The organism is Flagellimonas sp. MMG031 (assembly GCF_040112705.1).
GTDB lineage: Bacteria > Bacteroidota > Bacteroidia > Flavobacteriales > Flavobacteriaceae > Flagellimonas.
Map to the genome: position 1 here is coordinate 1625273 of NZ_CP157804.1, position 12783 is coordinate 1638055.

Genomic DNA, 12783 nt, shown 5'->3' on the forward strand with positions numbered 1-12783 from the left:
TTCGTTTTCTTTATAGGAATGAACCTTGCCAGTGCCCAATTTTTGTTGCAGGCCCCCAATACGGGCGATGAAACGAATTATCGCTGGTATGAGGCATCGGATACATCCACCGTTTTAGGGACCAATTCATTTTATGAAGCGACCCAGCCTGGTGTGTATTTTGCCACGTACGATGGGACACTTTGTGGTTCCAATGCAACGGGATATTTTATTTTGACCGACTGTGAAGCACCCAATAATCAGGTGACTTTGGATATTTCGGCCAGTGTTCCCTCGGGAGCCACAGTAAGTTGGAGTCCCGCTCTTCCCGGTGATCAATCAAGGCCCACAGTAACCAGTACACAGACCGTAATGCGATATGTGGCGACCATCACAAAGGTAGGCAACAGCACTTCGCTACCCAGATTTACAGTGGTATGTATGAGCCAAGCCGCTAACCTGTCGGATGACCTGATCACTGTCAACGAAGATGCATCGGTAACTGTGCCTATTTTCGACAATGATGCGGACATACCTACTACTGGAGTGTTAACGACGACCGACCCGGCGAACGGTACAGTGAGTATTGATGAAAACGGAACGGCCAACGACCCTTCGGATGATGTGGTCACTTACACCCCAAACCCGGATTACAACGGAAGTGACAGTTTTGATTATACCCTTTGTAATTCCTTCGGGGATTGTAGCAACGCAACGGTGACCATTGATGTGCTGCCCATTGTGGACACCATCGATGATTCGGTTTCCACGGATATCGGTGTTGATGCTGCGATATCATGGAGAGCAAATGACAATGACATCCCAACGCTTGGAACGATTACCGCGACCGACCCATCCAATGGAACCGTGGTTTTAAACGACAATGGAACGGCAAACAATCCATCCGATGACGATATTACTTATGTGCCAAATCCTGGATTTACGGGCACGGATTCCTTTACTTATACCGTTTGTGATGACAATGGGAACTGTGATACGGCGACCATAACTGTAGTGGTCAATGACCTTGGTGTGGATATCGATAGTGATAACGATGGCATCGTGGACGCCTTTGAGGATTTAAATGCGGATAGTGATGATGACCCATCCACTAACCCAACGGACACCGATGGAGATGGAATTCCAGATTACCTCGATATCGATAGTGACAATGACGGAATTCCGGACAATATTGAGGCACAGCCTGCTTTGGGTTACCTCGCACCAAGCATGACAGATGCCAACGGCAATGGTTTGGATGATGCTTACGAAGCTGATGGCAATCTTGGCCTGATTCCGTTGGATTCCGATAATGATGGTATTCCAGATTATGTGGATGAGGATAGCGATAACGACAATGTGCCGGACGCCATTGAAGGACACGATTTGGACCATGATGGCTTACCAGAAGTAACTTTGATAGGTTCCGATAAGGACAACGATGGCTTGGATGATGGATACGAAGGCGAGACCATGATTGATATCGATATCAATGACGGTATGGACGATCCGAGTACGGCCTTGCCCGATAATGATAGCGATGGTATTCCAGATTTCAGGGACTCTGACGATGATGACGATGGTATCGAGACCATGGATGAAGATACCAACGCAGATGGTAATTACGCCAATGACGATGCCAACGAAGATGGCATCCCGGATTACCTAGACCCAGACTTGGGTGAATTGACCACCGACGAAGAAGTGGTTGATGTCATCAATGTCATCACACCCAATGGGGATGGCGTACACGATACCTTAGAGATCCGCGGACTTGAGAACTATCCGAACAACACGGTGAGGATATACAACAGATGGGGTGTAATGGTCTTCCAGACCAAGGCCTATGCCTCCAGCGGAAATGTATTCGATGGTACATCCCAAGGAAGGGTCACTGTGGACAAGGACAATAAATTACCTGTAGGGACATACTTCTATGTTATCGATTATCAAGAGACAAGCGGAAACATGAAACAGCTAACAGGCTACATATACATAAACAGATAAAATGGTTACTGTGAAAAAAAAGAACGTCAACATAAACATCCAATGGCTGATTGCCCTTCTGTTTTTGGGAGTGGTAAACGTGCAGGCGCAGCAGGATGCACAGTACACCCAATACATGTACAACACGGTCAGCGTGAATCCGGCCTATGCAGGTTCGCGCGGACATTTGAGCATTGCCGCCCTTTACCGAAACCAATGGTTGGGACTTGACGGTGCTCCGGAAACACAGACCTTGAACCTGCACACCCCAGTGGGATATCGTGGAGTGGGGCTTGGCCTCTCTATCGTAAATGATAAGATTGGGCCTACTTCCGAGACTTATTTCGATGTCGATTTTTCCTATACCATACAAACTTCTTGGGAAGGAAGGTTGAGTTTTGGCCTTAAGGCCAGTGCCCACATGTTGGATATCCGCTTCTCCGAGCTCGATGAGTTTGAGATAGACCCCCAATTGCAGTCACAGCAGGATATTCAAAATAAATTTTCCCCAAATATTGGAGCGGGGGTGTACTATCATACCGACAGATTTTATGCAGGTCTTTCTGCGCCTAGAATATTGGAGACCACGCATTTTGATACATCCTCCATCTCTACGGCAAAAGAACAGATGACCTTATATTTGATAACCGGATATGTTTGGGACCTCAATCCCGTACTCAAGTTTAAACCTGCCCTTTTGACCAAAGCCGTCCAAGGAGCGCCACTCCAAGTAGACCTTTCCGCCAATTTTATGTTCAACGAAAAGTTTATAGGCGGTGTTGCGTATCGTTGGGATGCTGCCTTCAGCGGTCTTATCGGCTTTATGCTGTCCGATCAGTTTATGGTGGGCATTGCCTACGATCGTGAGATTACGGAGCTGGGAGCCGCTACCTTCAACGACGGTTCCTTCGAAATCATCCTTAGATACGATTTCATCAGAAACATCGGAAACCTAAAATCACCGCGCTTCTTTTAGGAAGAATTTACGAGCCTTTACCACATATTTTACCTCAAAGGTCATATTTTTACCATATGAAAGAGGAAAAAGTAATATTGGTAAATGAACAAGACGAACCCATAGGCCTAATGCCCAAAATGGAAGCCCATGAAAAGGCGCTGCTCCATAGGGCATTTTCTGTTTTTGTGATGAACGCCAAAGGCGAAACCATGCTACAACAACGGGCCAAGGACAAATATCACTCCCCCCTGTTATGGACCAACACCTGTTGCAGCCACCAAAGGGAAGGGGAGAGCAATGTGGAGGCGGGCAAACGCAGGCTCATGGAAGAAATGGGCTTTACCACAGAACTCAAGGAACTGTTCCATTTTGTGTATAAGGCTCCTTTTGACAACGGACTCACCGAACACGAGTTTGATCACGTCATGGTGGGATATTTTGAGGATGAACCCAATATCAATCCAGATGAGGTGGCCGATTGGAAATGGATGTACCCAGCGGATATCAAAAAGGATATGGACCAGAATCCTCAGCACTACACAGCTTGGTTCAAAATTATCTTTGAACGTTTTTATGACCATCTTTTGGAAAATACTCCTGCACAATGAAAGTAAAGGCAAGTAGAAAAGCAACCTTCAATGCGGCCCATAGATTGTTTCGGCCCGATTGGGACGAGGATAAAAACAACGCCGTTTTTGGCAAATGCAATAACCCCAAATACCATGGACACAACTACGATTTGATCGTGAGCGTCACTGGGGAAATCGACCCGGAAACAGGGTTTGTGATGGACCTCAAGGTACTCAAGGATTTGATCAAGGAACAGGTGCTGGACCCATTGGACCATAAAAACCTGAATTTGGATGTGCCCGAGTTCAAGAATTTGAACCCTACGGCAGAAAATATTGCAGTAGTCATTTGGAATAAACTGAGGCCACATATCGAGGCCGAAAAGGAGTTGGAGGTGGTACTCTACGAAACTCCACGCAATTTTGTGACCTATACCGGATAAAATGAACTTATACCCCTTAAAATTCAAGCCCATACTCAAAGAACGCCTTTGGGGAGGAACCAAGCTAAAGGAAGTGTTGAACAAGCCTATCGAAAGTGATATTACCGGCGAAAGCTGGGAACTTTCTGGTGTGCAAGGGGATATTTCCGTGGTGTCCAATGGCGATTTGGAGGGGACATCCCTACAAAATTTGATGGATCAAAGTGGCAAAGCGTTACTGGGCGATAGCGTGGTACAACGCTTTGGGAACGATTTTCCCATCCTTATCAAATTTATTGATGCCAAACAGGATCTCTCCATTCAACTACACCCCAATGATGAACTGGCCAAGAGCCGACATAATTCTTTCGGAAAAACGGAGATGTGGTACATTATGGATGCTGATCCTGGCGCCAAACTGATTGTGGGTTTCAATAAGGATGTGGAGAAAGAAGAGTATGTCAAAAGTCTTGAGGAAGGCACCCTGACCGATTTGATGAACTATGAAGAGGTTAAAGAAGGGGATACCTTTTTTATCAACACGGGAAAGATACACGCCATTGGTGCCGGGGTGTTGTTGGCCGAAATCCAGCAGACTTCCGACATTACCTATCGGGTATTCGATTTCAACCGCAGGGATAAGGATGGCAATTTAAGGGAACTGCACACCAGTTTGGCCGTAGACGCCATCGATTACGAAAAAAAGGATGATTTCAGGGTAAATTATGCCAACGATACAGACCAAACCAACAGCATGGTGGATTGTCCTTATTTTAAAACAAATTTCCTGGCGTTGACCCAACCCATGAAACAAGATTTGTCCCAAAGGGACTCATTCACCATTTATATGTGCGTGGGAGGTGAGGCTACCATTACCAACGATTGGGGAAGCACGTCCATACAAAAAGGGGAGACAGCCCTTGTTGCCGCCTCCAGTACCCATTTGGAAATTGATACCCAACACGCCAAACTTTTAGAAGTTACCATTTAATAGTATCTTTAATCAAAACCACAGTGTTATGCCAAGTATCCGTGACTTAAAAAAGGATGTTAATTATGTACTGGGAGACATCATTGAAGCAGTTTATATCTGGGAAGCCGGTTCCGGCAATAAAGAATCCGAAGAAGGAACCGTGATCATTGATGAAGCCATTGAGGTCTATGATAACCTTATGGATAAAATCAACCAGAAAAAAGTAGAGGACTCCAAAACCCACTTCAAGTCCATTCGTAACGAACTGGAAGAGAAAGCCACTAAGCTTGTGGAGCGGCTCAATAGCCTTGAAGCTTAATTGTTCTGGTCCAAGAAGGCCTTAAATTCCTTTCCGTATTTCGAGGATGCTACTTCTGGAGCAAGACTATTGTAAATGGAATCCAGGTATTTCGGATTGGCTTCCCGTGCCTCGGTCATCATTATGTAGGGAGTGGCGTAAGAATCGGTATTGCTAAGCCCAAAGTTAAGCGCATATCGATATCGGCCAATCGTGTTTTGATTGATCAAGCGTTGAAGGGAATCCAAAGCGATGGAATCCTCTTGCATTTTGGGGGATGACCCTTGTTGGATCAGGCCAAGTTCCCTAATATTGAATTTAGAAGCCATTTGATAGAATTCCTCCAGCTTTTTATGGGATTTTGATCCTGAAATTTCCGCATTCGTGTCAAAAGTGTTCCATGCGGTATTGATGATAATGTCACCAGCTTCCCCAAAAAAGGTAATACGGTCGTTGATGTCGTTATTATCCTCTTTTTTGAGGTACAAATAGAAAATCTCAGGTTCTTCTACCTCTTGGGCAAAACTGAAATTGCCATCCCCTTGAATTTGTAAAGAATCCAACACTACCAAGGTAGAGTCCTTGAATTGCTGCAAATAAAGGGTTCCTTTTTTTAATCCTTTAATGTTCCCACTAAGGTTCATGGTATGTTCCGTGCTCTTTTCGCAGGCAAGCACAGCGATTCCTATCAGTATAACAAACAATATCCGCTTCATCTTAAAATTTTAGCTGGGCAAAGATGCACAATCTTCTCAAAATATTAAACATTGGAGGCCACTTCCATCAACAAAGCGCACAAATAGGCTCCTGCAGTTCCTACCACATAGCCAAAAACGGCCAATAGGATACCCACCGAAGTCAGTGAAGGGTGAAATTCCGCGGCAACAACGGGAGCCGATGCGGCTCCGCCCACATTGGCCTGACTGCCCACGGCCAAGAAAAAAAATGGTGCCTTGATCAGTTTTGCCATCAGAATTAGCAGTCCTGCATGAATGGTAATCCAAATCAGTCCGATGGCAATAAGTCCAGGGTTGTCCAATACCTTGCCCAAGTCCATTTTCATACCTATGGTCGCCACCAAAATATAAATGAACATGCCCCCAACTTTGCTCGCCCCTGCACCTTCGTAATTTTTGGCCTTTGTAAAGGAAAGCCCAATGCCTATGGCTGTGGCGAAAACCACCATCCAAAGGAAATCCGAACCTAAGGACGACAAAATTTTCTGTGGGTTACGGATGACCTCAAAATTGTTTTGAAGGAAATTGGCAAAGTGGTGTCCCGCCAAATGGGATATGCCCACTCCCACAAAGGCGAAGAACAGCAACATCATTAAGTCTCGTAGGGTAGTTACACGGGCTATTTTTTCGGTGTAGGTCGATACCTTAACCTTCAAATCTTCAATGGAAGAGGTATCCGCTTTGAGCCAGCGGTCAATTTTATCGGTTTTGCCCACGCCCAATAAGATGATGGCCAGCCAGAGGTTGGCGACCACGATATCTATGAGGACCATGCCCCCATAACTTTCTTGATTGTATTTAAAAACTTCGAGCATGGCGGCTTGATTGGCACCTCCACCTATCCAGCTCCCTGCAATGGTGGCCAATCCTCTCCAAACTGCATCTGGGCCAGCACCCCCAACCGTTTCGGGGGAAAATATAGACACGATCAAAATGGCAATGGGTCCACCAATAACGATACCCACTGTGCCTGTTAGAAACATGACCAAGGCCTTGGACCCTAGGTTGATGATGGCCTTTAGGTCTATACTGAGGGTCATCAAGATCAAAGCAGCTGGCAGCAGATATCTACTAGCCACGTAATAGGTGTTGGAAGACGATTCGTCTATGATTCCAATACTGGCTAAAATGGCTGGCAACAAATAGCACATAAGCACGGTGGGAACCACGCTATAAAACTTGCTCCAGAAGCCTGTTTTGATGGATGAGGTATAAAATACAAAGCCTAGACAGAGGCAAAGCAGCCCGAAGATAACAGTGTCTTGGGTAAACGGTAGTTGGTCCATAGATGTGATGCTAAAAGGCTCAAATATAGGAAAATAACAGGGCTGCCCAGGAAATTTACTGTTGCCTTTGCATTGGTCTTAAAATAGACTTCTTGGAGGGTCTATGTCAACAAGGGCACTCAACATTCCCATCTTTGTCAACCTCACAATCACATTCATATCTGCAAGCACTTAGAAATAAAATGGCTAGTAGTAAAAAAAAGACTGTTTTTTTCATATCAATTTTTCCATTGTAGGACTGTAAATAAAGTCCATTATATATTTAGCCAATAGGTCAATTTTAGGTTAATGGACCGAGTGCGCGGCATGAAGGTGTTTACAAAATAATTGTCGTTGTATACCAAAAATAGGTCGGATAGCGGCGCAAAGCGCCATTGCAGCCTTGAATTGATTCCTAGATTGTCAGCCTGATTGCTGTATTGGATTAGGGTGGACCAAAAAACGGATTTATTGAACGTAAGTTCAATCCTTGGACTTACCAGCCAAATATCACGGCTTGCATAGGGTTCAGGTAGCATGATACTGTTATAATTGACACCAAGGGAAAGCAACATTTTGGGTTGGAGACGTAGACTTAAATCACCTTCCATAACAAATCGATTGCCATTGTAAAAGTCACCATAACCAGGTTGCACCGAGTAGGAAAACACTCTTCTTCTGTCGCTTTGGAACTGCATCTCGTAGCTGGTGTAATAATAGCCTATATCTCCTGGCAGTCCCACCGCACCATCTGTTCCTGTGGGGTCAAATTCTTCCGTTAAGAAAGTGTAGCGGTTAAACATCCGTACCGAAAACTCTTCTTGGGACTTAAATCTGGCCTGCCAGCTCAAAAAGATGTTGTAATCCGTATTCTTATAATCTAATGTGGGTCGCCAAATAGCGTTTGGGCTAATGCGGAATCCATGTGAATTCAGTTTTCCTTTTTGGGGCCAAAAATTGAATTCGACAAAAGGCCTTGCGGCCACAATATCCTGTCGGCGCACAAACCCGAGATCTGATCGGAAGTCGTTGCCCACGAAATTTCCACGAAGCCCAAAATTGAAGAATCTTGAGTTATATCGGAGGTCCATACCTCCCGAGGCATCACGATTCCCAATATCCCTTGCGAAGGATTTGTGATAGAAGAATTTACCCGTCCAGGTGTTGTCTGCGGAGGCAAGATTGTAATCCAAGCCAACCACACGGTTGTATCTGTCCGTTTCTTCCAGAAAATCGTATTCCCCAAAACTTTGTCGGTTCACAAAAATGAAGCTGAGGTTGGAACGCGAGAACATCTTTTTTTGGAGTGCCAACACGGTATTATTGTTACTGGCAATCTCGTTTTCTTCGTCCTCTTCCGTTTGTATGTTCAAAAGACCGAGCCGCCAATTTTCATTTAATTTGCCACTGAGCCTAACACCGCCCACAATTCCATTTTCTATGGTTTCATCATCCTTGTTTTTGGCAATACCAATTCTTCTTGAGAAAAAGGGGTTGGCATCCCTTTCGTTTCCAAAGGAGCCAAAAAGGTCATTGTTGTCGATAAAAAACTGTCGTCTTTCGGGCAAGGCCACTTGAAAACGGGAAAGGTTGACGATGACATTGTCCACTTGTACGTTGGAAAAATCGGGGTTAAGGGTTACGTCCAAATTCATTCCGTTGCCAATGGAGATTTTGGCATCGCCCCCAACATTGAAATTGTTAAACTCCTCATTGTTTTCATAATCCTTCGCCAAAATACCATTGATGTATGGAATGAGGGCCATGGGGGTTCTCGATTTTCCAAGGGGCTTTTCAAAAATCATATCGCCCATAAAGGCCAAACTGTACACCAGTTGGTTTTGCGGAATTTTCATCCAACTACTGGTTTCATTCGACTGCATATCAAAGCGATAACTATTGAACCGCCATTTGGTCTCACCTTGCCTAAATTTAAAAGAGGTGAGGGGTATGGCCAGCTCGCAAATGTAGTAGCCCTCGTAGATTTTGGTCTCACCTTTCCACTTTACATCCCACGAAGTGGTAAAACCACTGGGCCCGGAACCACCATTGGAAATGAGTGCCTCACGACGTACGCCGTAGGGGTTCATCCCGAATAGGAAAGCGTTGGTGCCGTCGTTAAAGGTGTCGAACATTAAACTGATGTTGTCATTGCCCCCAGCGCGGTAATCCCGTTGTAAGGAGGGAATCACGTAGTTGTCCCCTTCGGTATTCAGTTTGATGCCAACATATAGGGTGGTATTGTTGTACAGCATCTTAATGTCCGTTTGCTGGAAGGCAAGAGTGGTGTCGCTTGGAAAGTATTGATGGAAATCGGAGGCGCTTTCTGCAATTTCCCAAACACTTTCGTCCATAATACCATCAACTTTGATAATGTCATCGATATATTTTACCGTAAAACTTTTCGGGTCGGATTGGGAAAATAGAACGTAGGAACAGAGGATTGTAACGAGTACAAAACTTTTTTTGAACATTGATTCAGTTTAGTTGGTTTAACAAATGTAAAGTTTACATAGTTAAAAAAATCCCAAAATTTTAAAATCGGTTGTTCTTTGCCAAAACATTCAGAAATTTCCAGAAATAAAAATCGCCGTATTTTTTGTCAACCTAAGCGTCAGTTCAAATGAAAAAAATCACATTATTGTTGTTATTGCTCCCTGTTATTGTTTTGGCAAATACCACTTGGGGAAAAACGGGTCACCGCGTTACAGGTGAAATTGCTGAGGCCTATTTGACGGGAAAGGCCAAACGGGCTTTGAACGATTTGTTGGATGGGCACAGTTTGGCTTTCGTTTCCACCTTTGCCGATGATATTAAAGCAGACCGTGCGTTTTCCAAATATTCCGCTTGGCATTATGTGAATTATCCCTTGGGTACCAGTTATCGGGATTCGGAGAAAAGTGAATATGGGGATATTGTAATGGCCATTGAGGAATGTACGTCCAAGGTGAAGGATAAAAACAATAGCCGTGAGGACCGGGTCTTTTATTTAAAGATGCTGATTCATTTGATAGGAGACCTGCACCAACCGATGCATGCGAGTAGGGCAGAGGATAAGGGTGGCAACGATATTCAAGTGCAATGGTTTGGAGAGGGAAGCAACCTGCACCGGGTCTGGGACAAGAATATGATCGAATCTTATGGTATGACTTATACCGAACTGGCCGGTGAACTGGTAGAAGTTAGTCGTGCCGAAAGAAAGGAAATTCAGGCGGGAACCATCTTCGATTGGGTGGACGAATCCCATGAGATTTGTGCAAAGCTCTACGATTCCGTGGAAATAGGGGAAAAGTTGGGCTATCGCTATTCCTACGACTACAATGACCTTTTGTTCGAGCAGCTCCAAAAAGGAGGACTTCGCTTGGCAAAGGTGTTGAACGACCTATTTGCCTAAGCGATCAGGATTGCAATACGGTTTTCAACTGGTTTCTGTATTCCGAAGGATTTTGCCCCGTAAAGGCCTTGAAGGACTTATTGAAATGGGAAAAGTTGTTGAAGCCGCTATCGTAGCACACCTGCGTGATGCTTATGGGCTGTTCCGCCAAAAGTTTTGAAGCATGCACCAGTCTATACTCATTTACGAACTGCGTAAAGGTCTTTTTCGTGATTTTTTTGAAGTATCTACAGAAGGAGGGTACCGTCATGCTCACCATATCGGCAATCTGTTCCAAACTGATATCTTCCTTAAAGTGTGTTTTTACATGATTAAAGACGACATTGATGCGGTCGTTGTCCTTTAATTCAGTTTCAATTGAAAAGCCTTCCGCGTTCAAAACGTGCATTTCTTTGGAGGTGGCCAAAATATTCAAAATGTTGAGTATGGAAAGCAAGCGCTGAAAATCGGTCTGGTATTCCAGGATTTCCATTTTTTCACCCACCTTCATTTTGGTCTTTCCGCTAAAGGCGATACCTCCTTTGGCAACTTCGAACAGCTTTTGGATATTTTTCATTTCGGGAATATTGAAGAAATCACTTCCCAAAAAGTCGGCCTTCATTTGTACAAGCGTCTCACTTTTATTACCGGTTAGCTTGTCCGTAAATCCACAGTGGGGCAAATTGGACCCTATTAATATAAGGTCACCGTTCCTGTAATAGGAAACATGGCTCCCGATCTGTCTTTTTCCAGAACCCCCGTTCACATAAACCAATTCCAGCTCTGGATGGTAATGCCAACCATTGTTTTTGTTCTCATTGCTTTCATTAAACTTTTGAAAGGTAAATGAGTGCCCAAAACTGGGAGCGATCGCTTCAAATGCCGGTTTTTGAATCATGTACTACAATTTTTGTTCGCAATGATAAAGTTACAACTACCATTGTCGTACGAATGTCAACAAAATTACCGCAAAGTTATGCTATTTTATCATTAATACTATGTTAAATGATATACCATGTTAATATAGCACATAAACTGGAAAAAGGAGTGGTATTTCTATGCGCTATTGTGTCCTACATTTGTACTGTAATCTTAAAAAAACGAAATGTTATGAAAGTAGTTAAGAACCTAACAGTAGCAGCAGCCCTTTTGATCAGTGCAATTGCGGTTGCCAACACGACAGCAACAGAATTTGGTAAAAAGACAGTTGCCAAATATGAAGTTGAAAAGAACTTGGTAAAGGTAAACCTTGACCCCGTATTTGTAAGGAAAGGTCAAAAAGTTATGATGAACCTTTTGAACGTATCCAAGGGAAAGGTACTATTGAAAGTTTACGATAGCGAAGAAAGACTTGTCTTTGACGAGGCTATCGACGGTGACATCGTTGTTGAGAAAGCATTCAACTTCGAAAAAGCCTTTAGAGGAGAATATACCATTGTTGTAGTGGACAAATTCGGTACCTACAAGCAGAAAATGGTTGTAAGATAGTTTGTTTAGTTAATTTTTATGTGCATTGGGGAGCTGGGAGGCTCCCCTTTTTTATGCCCATTTCTGAAGTTTCTCCCTTTTTCCCAACGGTAGGGCCTCATTATGGAGCGCCTGTTGCAATACATGCTGGTCCTTTTCCTTGGCAAAAAGCAGCTCATAGAACTGTGCTATGGTCAAAGGGCTCTCCGATGCCGTCACCAGTTCCATGGAATCTCCTTTTGATACGGTACCGGGCTCCATAACCCTAATATAGGTCCCGGGACGACCATGGTCGATGAATTGTTTCAGTATCCCTTGATTGCCAAAACGGATGCCCAATTTATAGCAGGGTTCCCTTGGTTGCGAAATTTGTACCAAGGCCGTGCCCAATCGGTAGGTGCTTCCGATCTTTAATTGCGTTTCGTCCAAGCCCTGTATGGTGAGGTTTTCCCCGAACATGCCCCAGTCCCATTCCAATTGAGGGTACTTTGCCTTCCAATAATCGTAATGGTCCGCCGAGAACAAATAACAGGCTTTGTATATACCGCCATGGTATTTTCTGTCCACTACGGTATCGCCCTGCACATCTTCGGTATCCATATAAATCGGTTGGTCCACAGGATATTTGTAAATACCCGTCAAGGTTTGTTTGCCGTTCCAATTGATTTTGGTCGGCTCCCCTAGATTTGTTGAGATTACTTTCATAATGGCAAGGTATAAAAAAACCACCGCTGGTGGCGGTGGTCCTTCAGTTTA

Annotated in this window: 13 protein-coding genes; 8 read left to right on the forward strand and 5 right to left on the reverse strand. The window is 44.2% G+C overall.

From position 1 onward, the window contains the following. Positions 1 to 18 precede the first annotated feature (18 nt). Genes ABNE31_RS07265 through ABNE31_RS07290 form a run of 6 tightly spaced genes read left to right on the forward strand, consistent with a single transcriptional unit; the run spans position 19 to position 5206 of the window. Positions 19 to 1986 carry a gliding motility-associated C-terminal domain-containing protein gene (locus ABNE31_RS07265; RefSeq protein ID WP_349353032.1) on the forward strand — a complete coding sequence of 656 codons (1968 nt, stop codon included), beginning with the start codon at positions 19 to 21 and terminating at the stop codon, positions 1984 to 1986. A gap of 1 nt (position 1987) precedes the next feature. Continuing rightward, positions 1988 to 2941, forward strand: coding sequence for a type IX secretion system membrane protein PorP/SprF (locus ABNE31_RS07270; RefSeq protein ID WP_349352879.1), 954 nt, complete (start codon positions 1988 to 1990; stop codon positions 2939 to 2941). Between the two features lie 56 nt (positions 2942 to 2997). After that, positions 2998 to 3531 carry an isopentenyl-diphosphate Delta-isomerase gene (idi, locus tag ABNE31_RS07275; protein WP_179385058.1) on the forward strand — a complete coding sequence of 178 codons (534 nt, stop codon included), beginning with the start codon at positions 2998 to 3000 and terminating at the stop codon, positions 3529 to 3531. Then, a complete protein-coding gene (locus tag ABNE31_RS07280; protein ID WP_349352880.1) occupies positions 3528 to 3935 on the forward strand; it encodes a 6-carboxytetrahydropterin synthase in 408 nt (135 codons plus the stop codon). The genes idi and ABNE31_RS07280 overlap by 4 nt, the downstream gene beginning before the upstream one ends. Position 3936: 1 nt before the next feature. Next, positions 3937 to 4905 (forward strand): type I phosphomannose isomerase catalytic subunit, encoded by a 969-nt coding sequence (locus tag ABNE31_RS07285; protein WP_293285611.1) that lies wholly within the window; start codon positions 3937 to 3939, stop codon positions 4903 to 4905. A 28-nt stretch (positions 4906 to 4933) separates the two neighbouring features. After that, positions 4934 to 5206, forward strand: a complete 273-nt coding sequence (locus ABNE31_RS07290; protein WP_179385055.1) for a hypothetical protein — start codon at positions 4934 to 4936, stop codon at positions 5204 to 5206. On the opposite strand, the gene ABNE31_RS07295 is transcribed toward ABNE31_RS07290, so the two are convergent. The 3 genes from ABNE31_RS07295 to ABNE31_RS07305 form a co-directional block, all read right to left on the reverse strand. Continuing rightward, entirely contained in the window at positions 5203 to 5901 is a 699-nt protein-coding gene (locus tag ABNE31_RS07295; protein ID WP_349352881.1) for a DUF4369 domain-containing protein, read from the reverse strand. The two genes, ABNE31_RS07290 and ABNE31_RS07295, sit on opposite strands and share 4 nt — an antisense overlap. 44 nt (positions 5902 to 5945) lie before the next feature. Beyond that, positions 5946 to 7208: a DUF819 family protein gene (locus ABNE31_RS07300; protein WP_349352882.1), complete on the reverse strand. Its 1263-nt coding sequence runs from the start codon at positions 7206 to 7208 to the stop codon at positions 5946 to 5948. A gap of 254 nt (positions 7209 to 7462) precedes the next feature. After that, a complete protein-coding gene (locus tag ABNE31_RS07305; protein ID WP_349352883.1) occupies positions 7463 to 9661 on the reverse strand; it encodes a DUF5916 domain-containing protein in 2199 nt (732 codons plus the stop codon). 149 nt (positions 9662 to 9810) lie between these two features. Between ABNE31_RS07305 and ABNE31_RS07310 the strand changes: the two genes are divergently transcribed. Then, positions 9811 to 10581 (forward strand): S1/P1 nuclease, encoded by a 771-nt coding sequence (locus ABNE31_RS07310; RefSeq protein WP_349352884.1) that lies wholly within the window; start codon positions 9811 to 9813, stop codon positions 10579 to 10581. 4 nt (positions 10582 to 10585) lie between these two features. Here the strand turns inward: ABNE31_RS07310 and ABNE31_RS07315 are convergent, their stop codons facing one another. Further along, the gene (locus tag ABNE31_RS07315; RefSeq protein ID WP_179385050.1) at positions 10586 to 11458 is read right to left on the reverse strand and encodes an AraC family transcriptional regulator; all 873 of its coding nucleotides are present in this window, start codon (positions 11456 to 11458) and stop codon (positions 10586 to 10588) included. 212 nt (positions 11459 to 11670) lie between these two features. Here ABNE31_RS07315 and ABNE31_RS07320 point away from each other — a divergent pair, with 212 nt between their 5' ends. After that, a complete protein-coding gene (locus ABNE31_RS07320) occupies positions 11671 to 12048 on the forward strand; it encodes a hypothetical protein (RefSeq protein ID WP_179385049.1) in 378 nt (125 codons plus the stop codon). A 51-nt stretch (positions 12049 to 12099) separates the two neighbouring features. Here ABNE31_RS07320 and ABNE31_RS07325 read toward each other — a convergent pair whose 3' ends face one another. Next, positions 12100 to 12732, reverse strand: coding sequence for an MOSC domain-containing protein (locus tag ABNE31_RS07325; protein ID WP_349352885.1), 633 nt, complete (start codon positions 12730 to 12732; stop codon positions 12100 to 12102). Between the last annotated feature and the right edge of the window lie 51 nt (positions 12733 to 12783).